The following is a 26,050-nucleotide window of genomic DNA, read 5'->3' on the forward strand; positions in this document are numbered from 1 at the left end:
TTTCGGGTTAACTTTGTGGTTTTGAGGCTGCTCTTGCTGCGTATGGAAAGATCGGTTCTCTGAGCTTAAAGTCATACGTCAACCCATCCACAATGCCAACTACACTCTCACTGTCATACAACTCAAGCAAAAACCCAGCCATTTGTTCCGCCGTATGGAATTTGGGAACTCTGCCCTCATATTCAAACTCATCTACATTAAAGGAATGTTTCGCAAATTCCGTCTCGGTTGCAGCCGGAGCGAGCACTTTGGCTTGCATCGCTGCGTTTTTACCTTTTAACTCTTGCGCAAGTCCTTCGGTAAAGGCACTTACATAGAATTTCGTTGCGCAGTAAGTTACTGCATCCGCTACAATTGTATATCCTCCACCAGAGGAAATATTAATGATCTGTGTGCCATCAATATCTGCATAATCACGTACATACAGGGAAGACAGAATCGTAAGAGCTTCTATATTTAGATGAAGCATTTGCTCAATTTTGGGCAGGTGTTGTTCGCCCACGGAAGCAAAATTCCCGAATCCGGCGTTATTAATCCACGTTTCAATGGAATAAGCATGAAGGCTCTCATAGAACTCATGCACATTAGCCGCTATGGACAGATCCACTGTACGAATGACAACATCCAGATCTGGATTGATTTCAGCTACTTTTGATTTTAACTTGTCCAATTCATCGGTTCTGCGTGCTGCCAGGATCATATTTTTGCCACGAGCTGCAAAAGCTAAAGCCGCTTCATATCCAATGCCTGAACTGGCACCGGTAATCACTGTGTATTTCATGGGAATTCCTCCTGGATCTGATTTCATTTTTTATTGTGATGTGACCTCGAGTTGATTATACTGATTAGAGCTTACTCTAAGTCAAGCGCGAATTATAGAGGGGAGGTTAACCATGCATACCATTGGTGAAGTGGCAGCTTTACTCCATATCAGTGCACATACGTTGCGTTATTATGAGAAAGAACAGATTGTAACACCTCTCCGAGATGCCAGTGGAGACAGGAGATACAACGAGTCCCACGTGAAATGGCTACAATTTGTGATCAAACTAAAAGAGACCCAGATGCCCATTGCCACCATTAAGAAATATGCGTCCTTATTTCAGGAAGGAGAGCATACAGCGGCAGATCGTTTGAAGCTGCTGGAGGAGCATAAAAAGTCGATTCAGAAACAAATGCACATCCTTAACACAGCCGATGAGATGCTTGAGCATAAAATTTCGTCGTATCGGACGTTCATTGGGCAATGAACTAACACCCACCAAAGCCGATCTATTGCCAAAACAGTGATTTTTATTATAGACTATTTTTTATCGGTTGTTCATCAAGGGGGAAATGCAATGCATCAAATCAGAAAACAAAAGTCAAACAAGTTAAAGATCCTCTCCAAAGTATTATTGATTATCATTGGGGGATTTATAACGGCATATGGCCTGGAAGCCATATTGATCCCGAATAATGTCTCAGATGGTGGTGTCACAGGTCTGAGTATCGTAGGATCCCAGCTATTTGGATTACCACTCGGAATGCTCATCGGGATTATTAATATTCCATTTGTGTGGCTAGGGTACAAGCAAATCGGTAAAAGCTTTGCGTTATATTCCATCATCGGTATTGCTTCACTGGCAATCAGCACCAGTCTGATGCACCATGTACCAACCATCATTGAAGGTGATACCTTGCTTGTTACGGTTGTTGGCGGGATTATCATCGGTTTTGGTATGGGACTTGCATTACGTAATGGCGGGGCATTGGATGGTATAGATATGCTGGCTGTACTTCTTTCGCGAAAAGTACCTTTTGGAACCAGTGATCTCATTCTGTTCCTCAACATGTTTGTCTTTATTGTCGTTTCTACCGTATTTGGTCTGCAAGGAGCGATCTTGTCAGGACTTGCATATTTTATTGCTTCCAAAGTAATACATATTGTTGAAGAGGGATTGAGCGGTTCCAAAACGTTCAAAATTATTACGAATCAACCCGAAATCATGGTTGAAACCATTCGTGACCGACTAGGTCGTGGTGCAACGTACACCGAGGCGTACGGTGGATATTCTAATGAACAATTCAAGGAAATCACTTGTGTCATTAACCGGATGGAAGAGAGTAAAATTAAAGATATCATTCATGAGATCGACCCATCTGCTTTTGTCGTTGTATACGATGTAGCTGAAGTAAGAGGCGGCAATTTCAAAAAGAAAGATATTCACTAACCCCAAATGCGTTGGTAAGAGGAAACTCTTATCAGCGCGTTTTTGTTTTACCTTGTTTTTTACTAATATTTGGCACCTATGCATAAGCACAGCCCTATTATGGAAAACTTCTGTAGTGTGAATAAATTGCATGATTTCTATGGGAGGTTTGCATAGTGACAAAGCAGGACCCGCAAGAGCTTTTGAAGCAAAAACACGAACTGGATCAGCAAAAAAGACAGTTCACTAATTTTTCCCGAAACATTTCAGGTCATGGTGAGGTTGAAGCTGGTCAAGAGTTCAGTGTTGACCGGGTACCAGATGATCAGAACCGTATGAAGTCGGTAGAGAACAGACGCGGCGAAGTCTAAAAAGTTACAATGATAAGCTGATCCTTTATTGGATCGGCTTATTCATATAAGCGTTGTGACAAATAGAAGACTATATTGCAGTCACACATAAGAGAGGATATCGATATGGTCAATAGTTGTAAAAGGTCGTATATTATTAATATGTGGATTGTGGAAGTGAACAACGACCACATTGCAAAATGATATACGATTATACATAAAAGGACGGGGAAATATGGACTTTAAACCGCTTGCTTCATTTATTGACCGCATGACATCGTGGCGCATTCCGTGGGCAGAGGTGCTGGTGATGCATCGAAATGATACCGTTTTCCAATACCGTAATGGCTACGCCAATCTGGAGGAGAAAATGCCCATTGGCGATGGAGCGATCTTCAATCTATACTCCATGACCAAAATCATGACCTGTGTTGCAGGCTTGCAACTGGTGGAGAGAGGTGAAATGCTGCTAAGCGATCCTCTGTCCGATTATCTGCCAGAGTATGCTGATATGACCTTGAAGAAAACGATGGCAAACGGAGAGATTCGACTGGAAAAGGCGACAAGAGCCATTACAGTGCGCGATTTGTTCACCATGACCGCCGGGTTCTCCTACGACGTGGGTAGCCCAAGCATTCAGGAAGCCGTCAAAAGAAGCGATGGAACATTGCCGACACGTGATTTTGCCAGAGCGCTTGCGAAAGAACCACTGCTGTTTGAACCAGGGACACACTGGAATTACAGCATGTGCCATGATGTGCTGGGAGCCTTGATTGAAGTGGTCAGTGGTAAAAGCTTTGGTACGTATCTCCGGGACGAAATCACCGGACCACTGGGCATGAACGATACAGCGTTTAATCTGAACGATGAGCAGCAGAAGCGCCTGATTCCGCAGTATGCTTATAATGATGAGCTTGAAAAGGCTGTACGTATGGATGGTAATGGATTCCGTGTGGGTACCGAGCTGGAGAGCGGTGGTGCAGGGTTGTTATCAACCGTTAGTGATTATGCACGTTTTCTGAACGCGCTTACCGGGCTTGGTACAAGTCCTGAAGGTGTACGCATTTTGTCACAAGCTTCTGTGGAACTGATGCGAACGGATCATCTGAACGAGATGACTCGCGGTGATTATTCGTGGGATCATATGTATGGATACGGCTATGGATTAGGTGTTCGTACACATATCTCCAAAGCAGGCAGTGGTTCACTGAGCCCACTTGGTGAATTTGGATGGAGTGGTGCTGCTGGTTGTATGGCTATTATTGATCCGGATTCAGAACTTACTGTCATGTATGCCCAGCATCTGCTCAACAGTCAGGAACCATATGTTCAACGACGCTTACGTAATGTGGTTTACTCCTGCCTATAAATCATATCATATTCGTAATTACTTGAAGAGCCGCTATATTAGCGGCTTTTTTATGTTATATGAATCGAAAACTATTGATTTAGATTGAAATATATTTCTTTATTAGATAGGGTATGTTATCATTTTTAGGAAAATAGTACTAGTAGGAGGATATGCTTATTGAACATTAACTTTAATTAATTACATAGTTTGATCAAGGTTAAACTCGAGCAATTAGCTGTTTGAATGTTGAGATTATGCACGATTCAAAATTAGAAATGAGCTTGTAGATGTTACTTTTTACTCAAAGGAGAGTCAACGATGATACACCCTAAACACAATGCAAAATGGGCTTCTCTGGCCTTACTTACTTTAATCGGCTATGTTCTGAGCGCATTGCTCCTGTTACCACCCAATGCCGCTGCCAAAGGAGAGCAAATCTCTGCCAAACAGCTTGCAAGTATGAGCCGACTTTCATTTACACTTCGTGATGCCAAGCAAACGGCTTACACCGTTTATATTTTCGCTAATAATGAACAGAAGAGTACGCTGACCGAAGAAAATGGTTGGACGAACAATAAAAAAGGTGACAAGAGTTATACTGGAACCTATCGTGCGGCCTTGGTGAAAAAAGGTGCAACATACGGAACAGTTCAAGCAGCTAAATTGGACCTGAATACGATTATTTTTCCTCAAACCTGGAACTTTGTTGTGAAAAGCAAAGGGACTGGTACACCAGACATGCTGATGATTACCGATTGGGGAACTTCCAATTTCAACGAGGTGAAGACCTATATTGTTCGTTCCGGGGAATTACGCCGTGTAACATATGTCGATAATAAGGGAAAAAAAATCGACGATTCCTACTCTGCAAGCAGAGAGGATGGAATCCGTACTCTTTCAGGTGCCCGAGTACAGTTCAAAAATTATAATAACCTTCAATTCGTCTATGGCGTTAACACGTTTAAATTGAATGTTAACCAATTGCAATTGCGGTTGGAAGATACACGTAACCTTCGTACAAAAGCTTGGCCGAACTCGGGCGTTGGCGATCGCGCTTACCTGAAAAGCCTGAAGGACGCTGCATTAAAGGGTATGATGCCAGGTAGAACGGACATCAAAATTGGCATGACGCTTCAAAATGCACAAAAAAAGCTGGGGAAACCTAATTCTCGTTCAAATGAGGAATGGGGAGCATTCTATTATTATTCTAAATTCGGTGTTGGATTCGATTCATACATGCACGAGCTGACCAATAAATCACGTATAGCCGTTTTTGATTTGTACAATGAGAAGCAGAATCTGTCACCATGGAATGTGAGAATATGGATGGGGAAACCTTCCTCAGAGTATTACAATGAAGTCGTGGGTGGGTATGAGATGGTATACCAATTGGGTAATCACGCCATTGTATTCAACTATGAAGAAGAAGAGTCCTTGATTGATTTTACAAGTATATATTAAGGTATAAGATCGTAAGAAACGAAAAGTATATCGTATGGGAATTTACACAAAAAGCCGCTGATTAGCGGCTTTTTTGCTGTCCATCAGATGGATTGTTGTCCATGAGAGTGTTGTCTATTTTATTAAAGTGTCATTAGAGCTTTGCACAGAACGCACACGATTGACTAAATAAATGCCAACCGACACGAACAGTAATGCGGCCAGGTTTTTCAGCTCGAAAATCGTTTCGCCTAAGAATAAAGCTGATAACAATGCGCCAAACACAGGAATTAGGAAATTGTACACAGACACTCTTCCGACCTTGTTGTATTTGAGAAGCAGATTCCATAGACAAAATGCAACGGATGAGAGCAAAGCCAGGTAGATCAAGTTACTGGTAGATTCCAGGGTGAAATGAGTGACCCGTCCGCCGAGTAATAGACCTAACAGTGTAAGCACCAATCCCCCAACGAACAGGCTGACCCCTGTGATAATCAGAACATCGATCGTAGCGGTGAGACGTTTTGCGTAAAGGGCCGTAACGGAAAAAACAAGTGCAGCTATAATAACGAACCCTTCACCTGTGAATGAGAAGGAAAAAGCAAGCAGATCGGTATGGAAGTTTACGATGATTACACCGACGAATCCAAGCAAGCAGCCAACGATTTTATTTCTGCTTAATTTGTCGTTTTTATAGATGAAATGGGCCAGAACAACACTGAAAAAGGTCGTCGTTGCATTCATAATGGAGCCTTTGACACCGGTCGTATTGGCTACACCAACGTAGAAAAACATATATTGCAAGCCGGTTTGAAACACGCCTAACATGATGAGACTTGTCCACTGAGCCTTGGACAATTGCAGCTTCTGTTTTCTGACGACACGTGAAAGAAGCAAGAGCAGCAAGCCCGCCAATGTAAATCGGTATCCGGCAAATACGTATTTGGACGCAATGTCTTCGGACAAAATGTTAAATGCGATATATCCAAGTTTAATGGATGGGTACGCACTTCCCCATAACAAGCAACACAGGCTTGCCACGAGCATAACAAAAATGGGGTCACTAAATTTACTCGGTTTTTGATTTTCAAGGGTATTTCTTTCTATCACTTTCAATCTTCTCCTCGCATTTATTGCACATATGTATGTACGAATCTTGTACGTCTCTTATATCCTCACTGACCATATCACATATCGCCAATGTTTGTAATGAAAATTAACTCTGTAACATAGCTGAGAAGACCGAATAAGACAGAATAAGACCGGAAGAAGCCAGGTTACAGATGAATTTCAATGTACTTTCATGTGTACTTGGAGAAATTTCCAGAATGAAAAAGCTTGTCAAATCAAAAATAATATGATAATTTAATGTCTGTAACCGGTTACACACAGAGGAGAGCAACTTATGACAACAATTAAAGATGTAGCTCAACGAGCTGGCGTATCTGTTGCCACCGTATCCAGAGTCATTAATGATAGAGGTTATGTGCATGCGGACACACGCAAGAAAGTGGAAGATGCTGTGAAGGCACTTAACTTCTCACCTAATGAAGTGGCCCGCTCATTATACAAGCGCAAGTCCAAACTGATCGGCCTGTTGTTGCCGGATATTGCGAACCCTTACTTCCCGCAGTTGGCCCGCGGTGTAGAGGACGGGATGCAGGAACAGGATTACAGACTGTTATTTGGAAATAGTGATGAGGATGAACAGAAGGAGCAGGATTACATCCAAACGTTTATCCAGAACAATGTGGTCGGTGTGATCTCTTCAACGAACTATCCTCATTCTTCAATATATGAAAAACTGAAGATTCCCGTTGTGTTTCTGGACAGAACCTCACTGGATCGTCCATCCGTGTATGCGGATGGCAGGGAAGGTGGAAGACTAGCTGCAAGGGAGATTATCACACGCGGCAGTCGCCGGATTACGGTTATGCAAGGACCGTCACAGATCAGACCCGCTCAGGATCGCTTTGAAGGAGCGATTGAAATCATCCGAGATGCCGGGCTAGACTATAATGTAATCCAGACGAACTCATTTTCAATTCATGAGGCAGGCGTGGGGGCTGAGGAATTATTCAGAAAGTATGCCGATACAGACGGGGTCATTGCCAGCAATGATATCGCAGCCATGGCAGTGCTGCATGAAGCATCACGAATCGGAAGAAAGGTTCCTGATGACGTACAAGTGATCGGTTTCGATGATATTCCCATGAGCAGCCTGTTATCGCCTGCATTGTCCACCATCCATCAGCCAGCATACGAGATGGGAAGAGAAGCGGCGGGATTACTTATCCAGCTTGTGGAACAAGTTGCAATAGAGAACAAAAACATACAGTTGCCCGTAAGTTTTATCGAACGGGGCACTACGAGAAAGGTGAGATCAGATGGCTAAAATATGTGTAATAGGAAGCAGTTCAATGGATCTGGTTGTTACTTCGTCAAGACGTCCGGGAGCGGGTGAAACCGTTCTTGGTGACAGCTTCAAAACGGTCCCTGGCGGTAAAGGAGCCAATCAGGCTGTTGCTGCTGCACGACTTGGTGCCGAGGTTGTGATGATCGGCCGAGTAGGTGACGATGCCTTTGGCAAAGATATTTTAGAGAACTTCAGAGCAAATGCTGTAAATACGCAAAATGTGAAACCGGTTACACATTTAGAAAGTGGAACGGCTCATATCATTCTGGCGGAAGGTGATAATAGTATTGTAGTGGTTGAAGCGGCGAATCGTGAAGTCACTCCTGCATATGTCGATGAAGCAGCGGAAGTGATCCGTAATGCAGATATTGTACTCATTCAGCAGGAAATTCCGGAGGAAACCGTTGTTCATGTAAGTACAATGTGTGCAGAGTTTGGAACCCCATTACTCCTTAATCCTGCTCCGGCAAGAGCATTGCCGCAAGAAGTTATCAACAACGCCGCATATATCACGCCGAACGAACATGAAGCGGAGATCTTGTTTCAGGGCATGAGTCCGGCAGAGGCACTACGTCAATATCCTAACAAATTGTTCATCACGGAAGGCAGTAAAGGTGTTCGTTATTTTGATGGCACAGAAGAAATTCTAGTTCCAACTTATAAGGTGGAGGCTGTCGATACCACCGGTGCAGGGGATACGTTCAACGCCGCATTTGCAGTTGCTTTGGCTGAAGAAAAACCGTTGCAAGAGAGCGTACGCTTCGCTAATCGGGCTGCGTCGTTGTCCGTCACCAAGTTCGGAGCCCAGGGTGGTATGCCAACACGGGATGAAGTAGAGGAGAGCTTGTAATGAAAAGAAATGGCATGTTGAATAGTCACATCTCCAAGATTCTGTCTGATCTGGGCCATACGGACATGATTGCGATTGCGGATGCAGGTCTGCCGGTACCTGACGGGGTAATCAAAATCGATCTGGCCCTGAAACTGGGCACACCAAGTTTTCGCGAAGTGGTAGAAGTTGTCGCAGAAGATATGGTCATTGAGAAAGTTATTGTGGCAGAAGAAATTCAAGAAGGCAATCCCACAGCTATGCAATTCATCACGGAGAAATTCGGTGAAGAAGCCATCGATGCTTCCGTCAGTCACGAACAATTCAAAGTATTAACCCGACAGGTGAAGGCGGTCATCCGAACAGGTGAAGCAACACCCTATGCCAATTGCATTTTACAATCGGGAGTCCATTTCGGTTAAAGGAGGTTGCGTAATGCACATTCAGATGCAAGACATTTATAAAGCGTTTGGTACGAATCAGGTGTTAAGTGGAGTGGATTTTGAACTAAAGGATGGTGAAGTTCATGCCCTGATGGGGGAGAATGGAGCCGGCAAATCCACCCTGATGAACATTCTGATTGGTCTTCATCAGCGAGATCAGGGAACCATCCGTATAGACGGAGAAGAGAACTATTTTGGGAGCCCGAAGGAAGCAGAAAGCCTGGGTATCACCTTTATACATCAGGAACTGAATGTATGGCCTGAAATGACGGTGCTGGATAATCTCTTTATTGGTAAGGAACTGACATCATCCTTAGGTTTGCTTAATACAAAACAAATGAAAGCGCTCGCTAAAGAACAGTTTGCCAAACTTTCCGTAGACATACCACTAGAACGTCCTGCGGGAGAGTGCTCTGTAGGGCAGCAACAGATGATCGAGATTGCCAAAGCACTAATGACAGATGCCAAGGTCATCATTATGGACGAGCCAACAGCCGCACTTACGGAGCGTGAGATCCAGAAGTTATTTGGTGTAATCAGATCGCTGAAAAAGGACGGCGTATCCATCGTGTATATTTCTCACCGAATGGAGGAGATATTCACGATCTGTGACCGGATTACGATTATGCGTGATGGTAGAACAGTAGATACTCAGCCTATTCCACAGACAAGTTTTGATGAAGTGGTGCGAAAAATGGTGGGTCGTGAACTTACCGAGCGTTACCCTGTCCGGAAGCCTTCCTATGGTGAAGTTGTTCTGGAGGTAAGGAATGCAAGCAGCAAAGGGTTGTTTGAGAATATTAACTTCACCGTGAGAGCTGGAGAAATCCTCGGTTTCTCAGGACTTATGGGTTCTGGACGAACAGAGATCATGAGAACCATCTTTGGGTTGGATACGTTGGACAGTGGTGAGATCTTCATCCGCGGTAAAAAAGCGAACATTCGTAAACCGGCAGATGCCGTGAAACATGGAATCGGGTTTATTACAGAAGACCGCAAGGATGAGGGGCTGGTGCTGGACTTCTCGATTCGCGAAAATATGGCGTTGACGAATCTGTTCAGTTTTTCAAACAAAGGTTTCATTTCGGCTTCGAAAGAACAAGACTTCGTAGATACATTGATCAAACGTCTACAGATTAAAACGCAATCCTCCGAGACGGCGGCAAGAAATCTATCCGGGGGTAACCAGCAGAAGGTGGTTATCGCAAAATGGGTTGGGATCGGTCCAAGCGTACTTATCCTGGATGAACCTACACGCGGAGTGGATGTCGGAGCGAAGCGCGAAATCTATGAATTGATGAATGAACTGACAGCCCGCGGAGTTGCAATCATCATGGTATCGTCCGAGTTACCTGAAGTGCTGGGCATGAGCGACCGGATCGCGGTTGTGCATGAAGGACACATCAGTGGTGAGGTCGCAAGGGAAGTAGCAACACAAGAACACATTATGACATTGGCCACAGGGGGACAGTGATATGACAACAATGCAGGAAAACAAAACGGCGAAAAGCGGCTTCCGTTTCTCAAGTGTGATACAAAAATTGGGACCGCTGCTCGGCTTAATCATTCTGATTCTCATCGTATCGGTGTTGAATCCAAGTTTCTTGGAACCGCTTAATATCTTGAATTTATTGCGTCAAGTCTCCATTAATGCGCTGATTGCTTTTGGTATGACGTTTGTAATCCTGACGGGTGGAATCGATCTGTCGGTCGGCTCGATCCTGGCTTTATCCAGTGCTTTTGTAGCAAATATGATGTTGTCCGGTCTGGACCCGATCTTGTCCATCATTATCGGTGTAGCACTTGGTGGTGTCATGGGTATGGTGAATGGACTGATGATTACCAAAGGCAGAATGGCTCCATTTATTGCTACATTGGCAACGATGACGATATTCAGAGGACTAACGTTGGTATATACGAACGGTAATCCAATTACAGGGCTTGGGGATAACCTGTTGTTCCAATTGTTCGGCCGTGGTTACCTGCTGGGCATTCCGGTACCTGCAATCACGATGCTGATTACCTTCATGATTCTGTGGATTGTTTTGCATAAAACAGCATTTGGCCGCAAAACGTACGCAATCGGCGGTAATGAGAAAGCTTCCATTATCTCGGGTATCAAAGTCAATCGCGTGAAAATTATGATCTACTCCCTGACAGGTATGCTCGCTGCTCTGGCAGGTGCAATTTTGACATCACGCTTGAATTCAGCGCAACCAACAGCAGGTACATCCTATGAGCTGGATGCCATCGCAGCCGTTGTATTGGGTGGTACAAGTCTTGCTGGAGGACGCGGGCGCATCGTGGGTACACTGATCGGTGTTCTGATTATCGGTGTACTGAATAATGGATTGAACTTGCTCGAAGTAAACTCTTTTTACCAAATGGTTGTGAAAGGTATCGTCATTGCCATTGCCGTCCTGCTGGACCGCAAGAAAACAGCATAAGGAGAGAAGCGAATATGAAAAAGTGGACAATAACACTCGTAAGTATGCTGATGATCATCGTTCTGGCCGGGTGCTCTCTGGAGCCACCGGAATGGGCCAAACCTGACCCTAACAAAAGTAACGGACAGAAGAAAATAGGTTTGTCGATATCTACACTAAACAATCCATTTTTTGTATCGCTGAAGGATGGGGTCATGGCCGAAGCCAAAAAACAGGGAGTACAGGTTATCGTGGTTGATGCGCAGAATGATTCGGCCAAACAAACCAATGATGTAGATGATCTCATTCAACAGGGCGTCAGTGCACTTCTGATTAACCCAGCTGACTCTGCTGCGATCTCGACAGCGGTTCAATCCGCCAATAGTGTAGGTATTCCCGTGATCACGCTGGATCGCTCCGCAGATAAAGGGGAAGTGGCAGCACTGGTGGCATCGGATAACGTTAAAGGCGGACGCATGGCAGCTGAATACTTCGTGGAACATCTCGGTGAAGGAGCCAAAGTCATTGAACTTGAAGGTGTGCCTGGTGCTTCCGCAACAAGAGAACGGGGAAAAGGCTTCCATGAAGTGGCTGACAAGCAACTCGATGTGGTTTCCAAACAATCTGCTGATTTCGATCGGTCCAAAGGATTAAATGTCATGGAGAACTTGTTGCAAGGTAATCCTGACGTGCAGGCGGTATTTGCCCATAATGATGAGATGGCACTTGGTGCGATTGAAGCGATTCAAAGCTCGGGGAAAGACATCCCGGTCATTGGATTCGATGGCAATGATGATGCAATCAAATCCATCAAAGATGGAAAATTGACGGCAACAGTCGCTCAGCAGCCAGTACTGATTGGCCAACTGGCGCTGCAAGCTGCTCTGGATGTGCTCAGTGGCAAACAAGTGGAGCCATCAATCCCGGCTGAATTGAAGCTGGTGACCAAGGAAAACGTGAACGAGTAAATCATCATATCCCATGTGTATCCGTTTGGGAAATGAACATAGAACTAAACCAAGCCGCTAATATAGCGGCTTTTTTACATTTTGAAAGTGTTGCTAACCCCATCCAACAGATTTTTGGCTTTTAAAAGCCTACAAAAGATGCTTCAACTGAATTGTAGTTTTTTCGGTATTTCTTCATTACTTTGGATTGCTCCAAAAGAGTATTTTTGGATATGTATAACCAATCCATCGATTGATATACTAGCATGACGTTCTACACAATCTTCACAATACATAGGGAGGAGCTAATCTCAATTATCCATTCCTGTACGGAATAGAAAGAAGGCAGTTGACATGAAACAACTAGTTGAAGAAAATCTCCAATCGGTAAGACGGCAAATCGCATTGGCTTGTCAGGCTTCAGGGCGTGACATAACGGAAATTACATTGCTGCTCGCCACCAAAACGGTTCCGTTAGAGAAATTACAAATGGCTATTCAAGCAGGTGAGGTGCTGTTCGGAGAGAACAAAGCTCAAGAACTTCGGGACAAATTTCCACTGATGGAACAAAACAAACAGGTAGAATGGCATTTTATCGGACATCTACAAACAAACAAAGTAAAGGACGTTGTTAAATATGTTACGCTCATTCATTCCGTAGATCGTCTGAAACTGGGTCAGGCGTTACATAACCAGCTTCTTAAAGAGAATAAGACTCTAGACATTCTGGTGCAAATTAACACGTCCTACGAGGAAAGTAAGTTTGGTGCCTCTCCAGAAACAGCTGTCGAGCTTGTAGAGCAGTTAACTCAATTCGAAACGTTGAATGTGAAAGGTTTAATGACCATTGGAAAACTGAATGCAACGAATGAAGAAACACGGCACTGTTTTCGTTTGTTAAACCGTATTCGCACTCAAATTAAAGAGAAAAACATTCCGCGTGTAGAAATGGATATTCTATCGATGGGCATGTCCGGTGACTTCCAGGTCGCTATTGAAGAAGGAGCTACAATGATACGTGTAGGAACAAGTGTATTTGGCCCTCGGTATGTACCAGACGAATATTACTGGAATGAAAACACACGCATCGATGATTAAGTGAGAGGTCGTGTTAAATATGAAGACAGCATCCCCTTCGTTACGTGGTCGCGATCTGATCTCACCGGTGATCGCGGCATTAATATCCGTCATTGTGAATTACGGGGGTACATTTATTCTTGTGTTTCAAGCGGCAAAAGTGGCTGGTTTAAGCCCGGAAATGACAGCATCCTGGATTTGGTCCATCTCGATTGGGGTCGGAATAACGGGGATTTGGCTCAGTTATCGATACAAGGAACCGATTATTACAGCCTGGTCTACACCGGGTGTGGCATTTCTTGTTTCGGCATTAGCGGTGACCCCTTATCCAGAAGCTATCGGCGCTTACATGATTTCAGCAGTCGGATTTATTATTTTAGGTATGTCAGGCATGTTTGAACGTTTTGTTCGACTTATTCCCCCAGGCATCGCTTCCGGATTGTTGGCAGGTATTTTGCTACAGTTTGGAATATCGGCCTTTGGAGGGGCGAAGCTTGATCCTTTGCTTGTTACTGTGCTGTTTGCAGCTTACATCGTGCTAAGGAGGTTTACTTCCCGTTACGCCATTGTTGGCATATTGGCAATTGGTTTGATTTATTTGATATGCATGGGAAAAACAGACTTCAGTACGATCCAATTGGCGGTCGCTTCGCCTGTATTGGTTGTTCCATCGTTTTCGTTAAATGCTTTACTTGGCGTTGCACTGCCGCTATTCATTATCACCCTGACAGGGCAGTATATGCCCGGAATGCTTGTTCTGCGTAATGATGGATTCAAGACAAGTGCCAATCCCATTTTGACGGTAACCGGTTTGGGCTCACTGCTTGCAGCTCCATTTGGCTCGCATGCTTTTAACGTGGCTGCGATTACCGCAGCGATATGTACAGGAAAAGATGCACATGAGGATGCAACAAAACGGTACATAGCAGGTATTGCTTGTGGGATCTTTTATATTTTTGTCGGTATTTTTGGCGTAACATTGGCTGCCCTGTTTTTGATTCTTCCTGCTACCTTTATTGCAACATTAGCCGGACTGGCGTTACTTGGAACCATTGGCGGCAGTCTTGCGAATGCATTAACGGAACCCAAAGGACGTGAAACCGCATTGATCACTTTTTTGGCGACCGCAGCCAACGTGACCTTGCTTGGTGTCGGTGGTGCATTTTGGGGACTAGTTGCAGGAATGATGGCCCATCTAGTGATGAATAGTGGAATTTCCAAAAAACAATTAGGAACGAATAGATAATTTCTATATGGAGAGGAAGATGTACATGAAACATTTGGAGAAGCAAGATCAAGTCATAGGAAATGCTGTCCAGCAAGAGCTTGCAAGGGAGAAGGATACGATAGAGCTGATTGCATCAGAGAATTTTGTAAGTCAAGCTGTGATGGAAGCAACGGGTTCCGTATTGACCAATAAATATGCGGAGGGGTATCCGGGCAGAAGATATTATGGCGGGTGTGAGCATGTCGATACCGTCGAAGAGATAGCGAATCGTCGCCTTAAAGCACTTTTTGGAGCTGAACATGCAAATGTGCAACCTCACTCCGGTTCTCAGGCCAACATGGCTGTATATTTTGCCTCGGTTGAGATTGGTGACACGATCCTTGGCATGAATTTATCCCAGGGTGGTCATCTAACACACGGAAGTCTCGTTAATTTTTCGGGGAGATTTTATAATTTTGTTTCATATGGTGTTGATGCACAAACAGGCCGAATTGACTTTGATGAAGTACGCAAACTGGCTTATAAGTATCGTCCACGCATGATTGTTGCAGGTGGAAGTGCCTACCCAAGAACCATCGAGTTTGAATTATTCGCCCAAATTGCCGCCGAAGTGGGAGCACTTTTCTTTGTAGATATGGCGCATATAGCCGGAATAGTCGCAGCAGGTTTACATCCTAATCCGATACCGCATGCTCATTTTGTCTCAACCACCACGCACAAGACTTTGCGAGGACCCCGAGGGGGAGCCATTTTGTGCCGAGAGTCGTGGGCACAGGCGATTGACAAAGCTGTATTCCCAGGAACCCAGGGCGGGCCATTCATGCATGTGATAGCAGGAAAGGCGGTGGCCTTAGGTGAGGCGTTGCAATCCGATTTCACCACATATATTGAACGAGTTCTGAATAACGCCAACGTACTGGCAGAAACTTTAAGCAATGAAGGACTCAACCTTGTATCGGGTGGGACAGATAATCATATCGTGTTGGTTGACTTACGAACTATGGGCCTCACAGGCAAAGGAGCCGAAGCTTTACTTGATGAAGTAGGGATTACGGCGAATAAAAATGCAATCCCTCACGATACGGCAAGTCCTTTGGTTACGAGTGGTATCCGTTTTGGAACACCGGCTATGACGACCAGAGGTCTTGGAGCCAGAGAAATGAAAGAGATTGCTCATCTTATCGGGCTTGCCTTCAAGAATCCAAAGAACTCGGATGTCAAAAAACAAATATTAGGCAGTGTTCGCGAAATCACTTCGCAATTCCCTTTATATGAAGGGCTTGAATAGTTTAAGAGCAGACACATATGTAGCCTGCAATTGATCCTGATGGATTACAATTGCAGGCTTTTAATGTTACTTGCTTAGATTGAAAACTTATTTTTTTGGAATAGAAGAGATATACCATTAGTGGTTTAAGACACGCCCTAGTAGGCTATCCCAACACGAGAGTGTACATACTCATCAGACATTACTTGCTGATAAGCACACTCCGCCGTATCAATTACAGAAATTGAAGTTCCACCGTCAGGCAAGTAGTCGCGCTCAACCCGATACTTACCAAGAGATTCTCCATCATATAAGTAGGTAGGGCACACGATCGTCCATTCTAGCTCTGAGGCCTTGAGAATGTTGTACATCTCCAGATGCTCTTCAGCTGCGCGTGTTGACTTACGTCTGGATTCGGAGGATTGAAAACGAAACAAGCCAGGATCAGTACGACTTTCCAATATGCCAGCTGTACCGATGGTAATGATTCTTTTGATATGCTCCTGAGCCATGGCCTCAACAATCAATCTCGTGGATTGCGATAATGTAGTTGTTCCATCTGTGCCCAGGGCACTAACAACGAGATCAGCACCCTGAATGGCATGATGAATATCTTCTTTCGCTAATGCGTTTCCTTGATGCAGAACGAAATTATCATCGTTGATTTGTACCTTTTCCGGGCTTCTAACCAGTGCAGTTACATGATGATTGGAACGCAGGGCATTAGAGACGAAATGACTTCCAACCCGTCCTGTGGCTCCTAACACTAAAATTTTCATTACAAAAAAACATCCTTTCAATACGATTGGAGAGCATGTTCTTCTTCATCGTACAATCTTTGCAAATCGATGTATGCCTTCCTCAATCTGATCCTCATCCACTTTGGCAAAACCTAATATCCATCCTTTTCGCTGACTCTCCAAGCAATATCTACTAAGCGGATACACACGCACACCTTGATCAAGAACAGCATTCGTCAGCGCTTCTTCGTCAAATGACGTTTCAGATTCCAGAAGCATATGTAATCCCGTCTCCACACCACTTAATGTAAATCGTGAGCCTAGCCCAGAAGCAACAATGGCTTTGGTCATGACTTCGTGTCTGCGTCGATAGATGTTCCGAACTCTTCTCATATGGCGCATAAAATGACCACGCTCAATAAAATAAGTTAGCGTTAATTGTTCCATAATCGGCAGATGGCGATAGGTTAATTCATGAACTTGGGTAAGGCGATCGATGGCTATTTTGGGGCCGATAATAGCGGATAGGCGAATGCCAGGTGCGACCATTTTGGAAAAACTCATCATATAAAGCGTATTCTGAGGTTGCTGACTGAATATGGTCGGCAGTGGATCTCCGCGGTACCTAAATTCGCTATCGTAGTCATCCTCAACAATCCAATATCGATGATGAGCTGCCATGTGCATTAATTGTTGCCTGCGTGGCTCTGACATAATAACACCAGCTGCACATTGATGAGAAGGTGTGACATATACGAGTTTCGTCTGTGGGTGAATTCGATCTACACATAATCCGTACTCATCGACTGGAACGGAGTCGACATGCATCCGGCGATACTTCATCGCCATCCAAGCGGCAGGGAAGCCGGGATCTTCTACGGTAACTCTATCTCCCTCACTCAAGAGTGCCTGGGCAATTAAATCAATACTATGTTGTGCACCTGAGGTTAACAAGATTTGATCTACATCGATATGAATGCCTCGTTCAAGTGACAAATAACGCTGAATCTGCTCTCTTAACGCCAGTAACCCTCTGGCATCACCGTAAGCCCAAAGATCCAGATTGGGTTCAGTGGAAGCTTGTAAAAAAGATTGTCTCCAGGATTTTGTGAAATGTTCATCCAGATAAGGCTCGTGGGGATTAAAATCAATCTCGATCTTGCGACGGTCTCTATTGCCGAACCAACTATGCAGATGACCAATCGATTCGGTTAGTGCAGGTAGTTCGGGAGGAATTGGTCCTTGGATCGTGGTTACTTCTGATGAACGAGGTGCATATGTCCAATCACTTACCCTTGTCCCGGCCCGACGTGAAGTTACCGTATACCCCCGGCTGAATAGTTCCTCGTACACAATCTGTATGGTTGACCGTGAAACACCGATTAATTGAGCGAGTTCACGTGATGGTAGCAGCAATTCACCTGGTTGCCATTTCCCGGATGTAATATTATGAATCGCTTGATCCAGAAGTTGCTGCCAGATCGGGCGAGGGTCATTTCGATTCACTTTTAGCATTGATTCATCTCCATTACTCATGCTGAATTATGGATTGTATCTACTTATGTAAGTTTGGGTGTTATTAGCAATCCACTGATTGATATACTATCACGGCAAAAGTCCAATCTGCAAACCATATCAAGCGAAATTAAAGCCTTTATTCCCGTGTGTCGAAACTATTTCGGTCGCTATTGTCTGGTTCATACTCGATTCATATTCAAGCCACAGATAGTTCATCTTCTTCGGTTACACTACGGGGGTACTACCACAGAGATTCCCAATTCATAGACTAGACAGGAGAAGATGAGATTGACAAGGAAGAAACGAACAACGATCGCGGCCATAACCTTGGTGTTTGCGATGATGTCCCCAATGTCGGCAATGGCTACACCCGCTACCAGTAACGTTAGTAATCCTACGTATGATCTGACGAAAAAGGCAGCAAGTGCAAAGGCCAAGGTACTTACTGAATCATACGCTACAACAAGTGTGCAGTTCGCACTGATGGATGAAGGGAAGATTGTGATCTCCGGTCAGGCAGGTAAAAATGATCTGAACAACAACATTCCGCTTTCTTCAGATACCATATATGGCATTGGTTCAACCAGCAAAATGATGCTCGCAACCGCCGTCATGAAGCTAGTGGACCAAGGCAAGATCGATCTCGATGAGCCTGTCGTGAAGTATATGCCGGACTTTACAATGAAAGACAAGCGTTACCAACAGATCACACCACGTATGTTACTGAATCATTCATCCGGGCTTCTCGGCACGTCGAGCAATAGCGCAATACTGTTTGGAGATAATGATACCTACGCACATGATACGTTACTTGAGCAATTGGCGACGCAACATCTGAAGGCAGACCCTGGCGCATACTCGGTGTATAGTAATGATGGGTTTACATTAGCTGAGATTCTGGTCGAGCGGGTCAGCGGCATGAGCTTCACCACTTTCTTGCACCGGTACATAACTGAACCCCTTGGTATGGAGCATACCAAAACACCGCAGGATATTGTGGATCTCAACCAGATGGCAGCAACATATTCTCCTTCGAATGAGGAGCAACTTCCATTAGAGACAACCAATATGATTGGATCAGGAGGCATCTATTCCACCGCTGAAGATTTGGTTCAATTCTCGAAAATCTTTACAGGTGAGGTCGAAACTGTTCTTTCACAGGAAGCTGTAGAGGCCATGCAGCAAGAAGAATACAAGAGAGGCATGTGGCCGGAAGAGGGCGATTCGTCCATTGGTTATGGCCTGGGGTGGGACAGCGTGAACCTGTTTCCTTTTAATGATTATGGTATCCAGGCTGTAAGCAAAGGCGGCAATACGATAACCTACCATTCCGCATTGATTGTGTTACCAGAATATAATATGGCTGCTGCCGTAACCTCTTCGGGCGGTCACAGCTCAACGGATCAATTGCTGGCAACGGAACTGTTGCTTGGTGCGCTAGAGGAGAAAAATATGATTCCAGAACGCAAGCCGGAGAAGTCTCATGGTACACCAGTGAAAGCAACCATGCCAAAGGAACTTTCACAACATACAGGTATGTATGGCGGTGGTGCAAACATGTTATTGAACTTGGAAGTGAAGAATGACGGACAATTGACAATATCTAATCTGTCATCTCCTAACAGCCCTGCTCAGACCTATACGTACACCGCAGATGGTTCATTTGTTAATGATGCGGGTACGGAAAAGTTGAAATTCGTTCGGGAAGTCAACGGAAACACATACTTGTGGTCCCGCTCGTATCAGTCGGTTCCTGGACTTGGTCAAGTTGCTTCTTCGGAATATAAGGCAGAAAAGCTTGAAACCAATGAATTGTCTGCTGAAGCAAAGGCCGCATGGCAAAAACGGGATGGCAAAGCATACGTGTTGGTTAATGAAAAATACACATCAACACTGTACAACACAGCGATGCCGATGATTCCCATTCATACTTTTAATGAGCTTCCTGGTTATATCTACACCAACAAAATTATCGGAGCTAACCAAGCCGTTAACCAATTGCAAATTCCTGGATTGGCGGGCCGTGACACGATGGAGTTCAATTTCTATGAGGAAAATGGCGTGGAATACGTTACTGCTGGAGGCAACGTATATGCTGCTCAAGAAATTATTAAACCGATCTATGCAGGAAGACAATCGAAGACAACGATTCAAGCGAATGGACATGCCACATGGTTTTCGATTCCGGCATCAGCCGCCGGCAAAATAATGTCAGTCAAGATGTCTTCAAACAGCGGGTTTGCTGTATACGACCAATCTGGCGTAGGCATAAATCATACGGTGGTCAGTGGACAAAATGAAATGGTATTGCCTGAGAATGGAAACATCGTATTTGCGGGTGAGGCTGGTTCGAAGTTCGAGATTGTATTGACAACCAAAGAAAATTAATAGATGATAAAAAACTGTACAACAAAAAGTCGCGGATATCGCGGCTTTTTTGATTTTTAAATTTTAAATAATACGTTTTAAAGTAAATGTACCTTTTTCAGATTCGCGATGTAATATTGGGTTTCGTAAAGCTTACCTAAAGGGTAAGTATGAAGAGGGCTTTTTACTGGTTGGAAAAAAATGATGGAGGAAAATGTTGCAAGTGGAAAGGCCAAGCATTGATTGTTAATATACAGTAAATAATAACAATCAAATGGGCAGAAGATCGACAAAAAGGTTAACAGCAATACCGATTCTACAGAAAATAATGATTATTCGGACAACCGAGACGGGGAGGACACATGAAAAAAACGAAGATCTCATTTTTTATACTTTCACTGATGCTGCTCCTGGTGAGCGGTCTAACAGGGTGGGTTGGGAACGCTGCTGCAGCATCCGATTCAGGTAAAACCTATATTATTGGAACTGATGTCACATTTGCTCCATTCGAATATGAAGATGAGAATGGTGATTTTGTTGGTATCGATATGGACTTGCTGGATGCCATCGCCAAAGACCAAAATTTCAAGTATCAAATTAAAGCTCTGGGGTTCAATGCAGCTGTACAGGCACTTGAAGCCAATCAGGTTGATGGTGTCATTGCAGGAATGAGTATTACGGATGAAAGAAAAGCAAAATTTGATTTTTCAGATACTTATTTTGAATCAGGGGTCGTTATGGGGGTTAGTGCCAACAATGACACAATCAAGAGTTATGAAGACCTTCGTGGACAAAAGGTAGCTGTAAAAACCGGAACAGAAGGGTATAGTTTTGCAGAGTCCATTGCTTCAGAGTACGGATTTACGATCGTTCCGTTTGATGAATCATACCAAATGTACGAAGATGTAAAAACTGGTAATTCTGTAGCCTGCTTCGAAGATTATCCCGTGCTGGCCTATGGGGTTAATCAGAACAACGGTTTGAAAATTGTGACTAAAAAAGAAGACGGGGCTCCCTACGGATTTGCAGTAAGTAAGGGGAAAAACCAGGAACTTCTGGAGATGTTTAATACAGGTCTCGCCAATATCAAAGCTAATGGTGAGTATAAGCGCATTACCGAAACATATCTTGGGGATAACGCTCCGACTGTTGCTAATCAAGGTCGCTGGGAGCTCATTCAGAAATCTCTTCCTGCCTTATTTAAAGGTCTGGGGAACACACTTATATATACGATTGTGTCACTGTTCTTCGCGTTTATCATTGGTTTGATATTCGGATTCATGAAGGTGGGACAGAACAAATTCCTACGTGGTGTTGCCACTGTATTTGTAGATATCTTCCGCGGTATTCCGCTGATTGTCCTGGCATTCTTTATCTATTTCGGGATTCCACAGGCGATGGGCTTCACGATGCCATTGTTCCTGGCGGCTATTCTGACACTTAGTTTGAACGCAGGAGCATATGTAACTGAGATTATCCGAGGCGGGATTCAATCGATTGATCGTGGTCAGATGGAAGCTGCCCGTTCATTGGGACTTCCTTATCGCAAAGCAATGATTAAGATTGTCATTCCGCAGGCAGTGCGGGTTATGATTCCGTCCTTTATTAACCAGATGGTGATCACGCTGAAGGATACGTCCATCTTATCCGTTATTGGTCTCGTAGAGTTGACACAATCGGGTAAAATTGTCATCGCAAGAACGTTCTCCTCTTTTGACATTTGGTTAACGGTTGCTGTTATGTATCTGATTGTTATCATCACATTGACCAAAGTTGCTGATTATCTGGAGGTGAAGGTTCGTCGTGGCTAAAATAAAAGTTGAAGGTTTGAAGAAAAGTTTCGGCTCGAATCAGGTTCTCAAGGGAATTGATGTAGCAGTCAACGAAGGAGAAGTCGTCTGTGTCATCGGACCTTCCGGCTCAGGAAAAAGTACCTTCTTGCGCTGCATCAATCAACTCGATGCGATTACGGCAGGCCGGGTTATCGTAGATGATCAGGATCTGAATGACCCTAAAACCAACCTGAACAAAGCTCGTGAGAATATTGGAATGGTATTTCAACATTTTAACTTGTTCCCTCATTTTAGTGTGCTTAAGAACATCATGTTTGCGCCGAGAGAACTCGGGATTTTAAATGCACAGCAGGCGCGTGATACAGCCCTCCAGTTACTTGAGCGCGTGGGCCTGTCTGATAAAGCAGACAGCTTCCCAACACAACTGTCAGGTGGACAAAAACAACGTGTAGCTATTGCTCGTGCACTTGCCATGAATCCGGATGTGATGTTATTTGATGAACCGACTTCGGCGCTTGACCCTGAGATGGTAGGCGAAGTTCTTGGTGTTATGAAGGACCTCGCGAGCGAAGGAATGACGATGATGATTGTTACACACGAGATGGGTTTTGCACGTGAAGTAGCTGATCGCGTCATCTTCATGGACGGTGGTTATATTGTCGAACAGGGTACCCCTGAACAGATATTTGGAAATCCGAAGAATGAACGGACGATCAGCTTTTTGGAAAAGGTACTCTAGAACTGATCAAGACTATACAGTTATCACATTGGAAGTCGCTAGTTTTAGCGGCTTTTTTTGTTATATTTAAGAGGTGATTTAATTTAATATATTTGAATACCAAATCCAGCAAGAAAGCGAGGTCTGTACTCCATGGAAAATGTGTCACAGGAAGACAAACTGGAATCCATCAAAGCCTTTCAATCAACCATCCACAAATCTGAAAATGCTTTATCGAATATGGCTCAGAAAAGTAATAACACAACATTGCTACAGAAACGTCTCCAAGCTTTTTACATTGGTCTAGCTTTGTTGGATAAACAGTGGAATCAAAAAGCTCATTCATACACCAAGGAAGATATAACAGAAGCCCAACTTGTTTTGATTGGATTGTTTCCATCCCTTGAGAGCATGTATGCCAAAGCCAAAGAAGGTAGCCCCCAAAAGACTCTTCTGGAAAGAAGGATTAGAGCATTTCATCTAGCTGTTCAAGCCATGGAGACATATCGTCTATAGAATGGGGACTGAATGTAATTCATCTTAACGATGAACAAGATATGAGAGAGAGGCCTGTCTATTTTAAATGACAGACCTCTCTTTTTCTTTTGCAAGCTTAAGAAAACCGATAAAGACGCACACCGTGTGTTGGCACAGTCGAAGTGAAGGAATTCTCTGTACATTCAGCAGCTTCCCCGCTCCACAATTCAGTACCTGCGGTAATACCGGACAGTCCGATCTTATCAAAAGACAGATCCACGGGAAGGGGGTTCTCTCCTGTGTTAAATACAGCAACGTAAGCGGAACCATCCGCATGTTGGGCAGTCCACACAATAAGATCTTCTTGGCGTAAGGCTTCTCTGGCTCCATAACTCTCGCGATGCATTCGCAGAACCTCACGATTGGTTAGCAGGGACAGTGTCCATTCGTCGTTATCTCGCAGTTCACCACCAAAAATGAGCGGGGAACGGAAGATACTCCACAGTGACATCATCGTTAATTGCTCGTCAGGTGTGAACCGAGTCCAGCGATCCGCTCCACCACCGTCTACAGAACGGATACCGATATGACCCAATGGCAACATATCACAGTCTGGCCAGCAGCCTGCTTTGGGAACGCCCTGCCACGTCCGGCAGCGGTCGAACATATCCAATAACAGCGGCCAAAGGTCCCAGAAATCGTCTGTGACACGCCACATGTTGGCATGATCAGCCAAGAATTCTGAGTATTCCACTGGTGCAGGTCCAGGAGAGAGACTCAGTACCATCGGTCGGCCGGAGCGCTCAATCGCTTTGGATATCATTTCGATCTCAGGCTGATGGGTATCATACAGCCGAGAAGCGGCAATATCGTCTACCTTCACCAAGTCAACGCCCCATTGTGCATATAATTCAAAGAGCGAATCGTAATAGGCCTGTGCGCCTTCTTTTGAGCTATCGACACCATACATATCCGTATTCCACGGACAGATGGAGTTCGGATGAGCAATATCGCGCGCAGTGGCGGTTGTGCCCAGGATCGAAGTCCCTGCATGTGCAGCCTGACGTGGAATACCCCGCATGATGTGAATGCCAAATTGCAAACCCAGACTATGAACGTAGTCGGCTAATGGCTTAAATGCCTGTCCACCTGCAGCAGAGGGAAACCGATTCTCAGCAGGCATAAGCCGTGAATATTCATCCATGATTAGTGGAACGAATGGACGATATTGCGAAGAATTGGCCAAAGGCTCGTACCATTGAATGTCGACCGTAATATAGCTCCAGCCGAAGTCTTTAAGATGTTCTGCCATGTACTCCGCGTTGCCACGAATTTCGTCTTCCGTAACAGCCGCACCGTAACAATCCCAACTGTTCCAGCCAAGAGGTGGAGTTGATGCTGCAAGCGTATGATTCATGGGAATACTCCTCTACTGATTAATTATTGCTCTCGCTAAATTCATCATAATAAAGGATTTTATTAATATCTACAGTAATGTTGAATGTCTAATAGCAAAATATTGCGGTTAGTCGAAGAATAATTTACGGTACACAAGGCTTTCACCACCGCTTCGAAATTCACCTGGCGTAACCCCGGTTATACTGCGAAAAGCTTTGATAAAATAACTTCCACTGGAATAACCAACTTGTTCGGCGATGACTTCAATGCTAAGAGTAGTTCCGCGCAGCAGTTCGAGAGCTTTCTCGGTACGTACACGGGTCAGGTAAGTACCTGGAGTCAAGCCAGTACTTGCGGAAAAGCGACGTATAAAATGATATTTAGAAAGGGAAACATACTCGGCAAGGTGATCGATACTGATCATCTTGGAGTAGTTGTTTTCTATGTATTCAACGGCTATTTGAATGTTTTCAGACCAATTCTCCCTGTTGCGCAATGTCGTTTTCTGTAATCGAGTCAATTCTGTCATGAACTGATATACGCTGGATGATGCGATCAGAGGATCAGTGATTCTGCCTGCCGCCGCATCAGTCACGATCATCCGCAACAGTCGGATGGGTGTGCAATCAGCGGGAAGATAGGGAACTTCTCCCGCTTCCCGAAGGAATTTTCGCCAGTGGGGCAGAATCAGAGTGGGCCTGAACAACAGGAACAGAAACTCCCAAGGTTCTTTTGACGCTGAATCATAGTAATAGCGATGTGCTCCTGGAATTTCTGCCAAAAAAGCTTGTCCTGCGGTAACTTGATGAATGCGATTATTCGACTCAAATACACCTTCACCCGAAATTGTATATTGGAATAACAGAAGAGGTCCGTCCGACCGTTCGAGTCCATCCCAATGATAGGAAGGATCGGTTACTGAGTCACTTCCAGCCGCGTAGAGTACACACAGTTGGAGATCCTTGTCTTCGGCGAATCGAAACCCATAGGTTCCTCTAGGGATATTCATGTCAGCTCTCCTTGTTGCCCTGAATTTTTACTGCACTCCGCGAATGAAAATGTCTACTAATCTC

24 protein-coding genes are annotated in these 26,050 nt (G+C 44.4%); 18 read left to right on the forward strand and 6 right to left on the reverse strand.

The window, feature by feature from the left end; translation table 11 throughout:
• Nucleotides 1–7: 7 nt before the first annotated feature.
• Nucleotides 8–781, reverse strand: a complete 774-nt coding sequence (locus ACE3K2_RS10375) for an SDR family NAD(P)-dependent oxidoreductase (RefSeq protein WP_421889506.1) — start codon at nt 779–781, stop codon at nt 8–10.
• Between the two features lie 112 nt (nt 782–893).
• On the opposite strand from ACE3K2_RS10375, the gene ACE3K2_RS10380 reads away from it, so the two are divergent.
• The 5 genes from ACE3K2_RS10380 to ACE3K2_RS10400 all read left to right on the forward strand — a co-directional run bounded on the left by ACE3K2_RS10380 (nt 894) and on the right by ACE3K2_RS10400 (nt 5,354).
• Nucleotides 894–1,250 carry a MerR family transcriptional regulator gene (locus tag ACE3K2_RS10380; protein WP_421889508.1) on the forward strand — a complete coding sequence of 119 codons (357 nt, stop codon included), beginning with the start codon at nt 894–896 and terminating at the stop codon, nt 1,248–1,250.
• 90 nt (nt 1,251–1,340) lie between these two features.
• Nucleotides 1,341–2,213 (forward strand): YitT family protein, encoded by an 873-nt coding sequence (locus ACE3K2_RS10385; RefSeq protein ID WP_253435530.1) that lies wholly within the window; start codon nt 1,341–1,343, stop codon nt 2,211–2,213.
• A 155-nt stretch (nt 2,214–2,368) separates the two neighbouring features.
• Nucleotides 2,369–2,563: a hypothetical protein gene (locus ACE3K2_RS10390; RefSeq protein ID WP_421889510.1), complete on the forward strand. Its 195-nt coding sequence runs from the start codon at nt 2,369–2,371 to the stop codon at nt 2,561–2,563.
• Nucleotides 2,564–2,777: 214 nt separating this feature from the next.
• Complete coding sequence (locus ACE3K2_RS10395; RefSeq protein ID WP_421889512.1) at nt 2,778–3,911, forward strand: serine hydrolase domain-containing protein; 1,134 nt, start codon at nt 2,778–2,780, stop codon at nt 3,909–3,911.
• A 300-nt stretch (nt 3,912–4,211) separates the two neighbouring features.
• Complete coding sequence (locus ACE3K2_RS10400) at nt 4,212–5,354, forward strand: DUF4309 domain-containing protein (protein ID WP_421889514.1); 1,143 nt, start codon at nt 4,212–4,214, stop codon at nt 5,352–5,354.
• Nucleotides 5,355–5,468: 114 nt separating this feature from the next.
• Here ACE3K2_RS10400 and ACE3K2_RS10405 read toward each other — a convergent pair whose 3' ends face one another.
• Nucleotides 5,469–6,443, reverse strand: a complete 975-nt coding sequence (locus tag ACE3K2_RS10405; RefSeq protein WP_421889516.1) for a DMT family transporter — start codon at nt 6,441–6,443, stop codon at nt 5,469–5,471.
• Nucleotides 6,444–6,738: 295 nt separating this feature from the next.
• Between ACE3K2_RS10405 and ACE3K2_RS10410 the strand changes: the two genes are divergently transcribed.
• The 9 genes from ACE3K2_RS10410 (at nt 6,739) to glyA (ending at nt 15,987) form a co-directional block, all read left to right on the forward strand.
• Nucleotides 6,739–7,728 (forward strand): LacI family DNA-binding transcriptional regulator, encoded by a 990-nt coding sequence (locus ACE3K2_RS10410; RefSeq protein ID WP_421889518.1) that lies wholly within the window; start codon nt 6,739–6,741, stop codon nt 7,726–7,728.
• Nucleotides 7,721–8,599 (forward strand): ribokinase, encoded by an 879-nt coding sequence (gene rbsK, locus ACE3K2_RS10415; protein ID WP_421889520.1) that lies wholly within the window; start codon nt 7,721–7,723, stop codon nt 8,597–8,599. Before ACE3K2_RS10410 ends, rbsK begins: the two co-directional genes overlap by 8 nt.
• Nucleotides 8,599–9,000, forward strand: a complete 402-nt coding sequence (gene rbsD / locus ACE3K2_RS10420) for a D-ribose pyranase (protein WP_421889522.1) — start codon at nt 8,599–8,601, stop codon at nt 8,998–9,000. The genes rbsK and rbsD overlap by 1 nt, the downstream gene beginning before the upstream one ends.
• Before the next feature lie 13 nt (nt 9,001–9,013).
• On the forward strand, nt 9,014–10,495 hold the full coding sequence (locus ACE3K2_RS10425; RefSeq protein WP_421889524.1) for a sugar ABC transporter ATP-binding protein: 1,482 nt from the start codon (nt 9,014–9,016) through the stop codon (nt 10,493–10,495).
• 10 nt (nt 10,496–10,505) lie between these two features.
• A complete protein-coding gene (locus ACE3K2_RS10430; protein ID WP_371129067.1) occupies nt 10,506–11,468 on the forward strand; it encodes an ABC transporter permease subunit in 963 nt (320 codons plus the stop codon).
• Nucleotides 11,469–11,482: 14 nt separating this feature from the next.
• Nucleotides 11,483–12,415, forward strand: a complete 933-nt coding sequence (rbsB, locus tag ACE3K2_RS10435; RefSeq protein WP_421889526.1) for a ribose ABC transporter substrate-binding protein RbsB — start codon at nt 11,483–11,485, stop codon at nt 12,413–12,415.
• Nucleotides 12,416–12,748: 333 nt separating this feature from the next.
• The gene (locus ACE3K2_RS10440; protein ID WP_421889528.1) at nt 12,749–13,492 is read left to right on the forward strand and encodes a YggS family pyridoxal phosphate-dependent enzyme; all 744 of its coding nucleotides are present in this window, start codon (nt 12,749–12,751) and stop codon (nt 13,490–13,492) included.
• A 19-nt stretch (nt 13,493–13,511) separates the two neighbouring features.
• On the forward strand, nt 13,512–14,717 hold the full coding sequence (locus ACE3K2_RS10445; RefSeq protein WP_421889529.1) for a benzoate/H(+) symporter BenE family transporter: 1,206 nt from the start codon (nt 13,512–13,514) through the stop codon (nt 14,715–14,717).
• Nucleotides 14,718–14,742: 25 nt separating this feature from the next.
• A complete protein-coding gene (gene glyA / locus ACE3K2_RS10450; RefSeq protein WP_421889532.1) occupies nt 14,743–15,987 on the forward strand; it encodes a serine hydroxymethyltransferase in 1,245 nt (414 codons plus the stop codon).
• A 137-nt stretch (nt 15,988–16,124) separates the two neighbouring features.
• Here glyA and ACE3K2_RS10455 read toward each other — a convergent pair whose 3' ends face one another.
• Together ACE3K2_RS10455 and ACE3K2_RS10460 are read right to left on the reverse strand one after the other, a co-directional pair.
• The gene (locus ACE3K2_RS10455; protein ID WP_421889534.1) at nt 16,125–16,745 is read right to left on the reverse strand and encodes an NAD(P)-dependent oxidoreductase; all 621 of its coding nucleotides are present in this window, start codon (nt 16,743–16,745) and stop codon (nt 16,125–16,127) included.
• 45 nt (nt 16,746–16,790) lie between these two features.
• Nucleotides 16,791–18,221 carry a PLP-dependent aminotransferase family protein gene (locus tag ACE3K2_RS10460; protein WP_421889536.1) on the reverse strand — a complete coding sequence of 477 codons (1,431 nt, stop codon included), beginning with the start codon at nt 18,219–18,221 and terminating at the stop codon, nt 16,791–16,793.
• Nucleotides 18,222–18,506: 285 nt separating this feature from the next.
• Between ACE3K2_RS10460 and ACE3K2_RS10465 the strand changes: the two genes are divergently transcribed.
• The 4 genes from ACE3K2_RS10465 (at nt 18,507) to ACE3K2_RS10480 (ending at nt 23,618) form a co-directional block, all read left to right on the forward strand.
• Complete coding sequence (locus ACE3K2_RS10465) at nt 18,507–20,612, forward strand: serine hydrolase domain-containing protein (protein WP_421889538.1); 2,106 nt, start codon at nt 18,507–18,509, stop codon at nt 20,610–20,612.
• A 341-nt stretch (nt 20,613–20,953) separates the two neighbouring features.
• Nucleotides 20,954–22,402 carry an amino acid ABC transporter substrate-binding protein/permease gene (locus ACE3K2_RS10470; RefSeq protein WP_421889540.1) on the forward strand — a complete coding sequence of 483 codons (1,449 nt, stop codon included), beginning with the start codon at nt 20,954–20,956 and terminating at the stop codon, nt 22,400–22,402.
• On the forward strand, nt 22,395–23,123 hold the full coding sequence (locus tag ACE3K2_RS10475; protein ID WP_339302480.1) for an amino acid ABC transporter ATP-binding protein: 729 nt from the start codon (nt 22,395–22,397) through the stop codon (nt 23,121–23,123). Before ACE3K2_RS10470 ends, ACE3K2_RS10475 begins: the two co-directional genes overlap by 8 nt.
• Nucleotides 23,124–23,255: 132 nt before the next feature.
• Nucleotides 23,256–23,618, forward strand: coding sequence for a hypothetical protein (locus tag ACE3K2_RS10480; protein WP_421889542.1), 363 nt, complete (start codon nt 23,256–23,258; stop codon nt 23,616–23,618).
• Nucleotides 23,619–23,715: 97 nt separating this feature from the next.
• Here the strand turns inward: ACE3K2_RS10480 and ACE3K2_RS10485 are convergent, their stop codons facing one another.
• Together ACE3K2_RS10485 and ACE3K2_RS10490 are read right to left on the reverse strand one after the other, a co-directional pair.
• A complete protein-coding gene (locus ACE3K2_RS10485) occupies nt 23,716–24,996 on the reverse strand; it encodes a glycoside hydrolase family 27 protein (RefSeq protein ID WP_421889544.1) in 1,281 nt (426 codons plus the stop codon).
• Between the two features lie 108 nt (nt 24,997–25,104).
• Nucleotides 25,105–25,986, reverse strand: coding sequence for a helix-turn-helix domain-containing protein (locus ACE3K2_RS10490; RefSeq protein WP_421889546.1), 882 nt, complete (start codon nt 25,984–25,986; stop codon nt 25,105–25,107).
• Between the last annotated feature and the right edge of the window lie 64 nt (nt 25,987–26,050).

Origin of the sequence: Paenibacillus sp. (genome assembly GCF_048976745.1) — a bacterium.
GTDB lineage: Bacteria > Bacillota > Bacilli > Paenibacillales > Paenibacillaceae > Paenibacillus.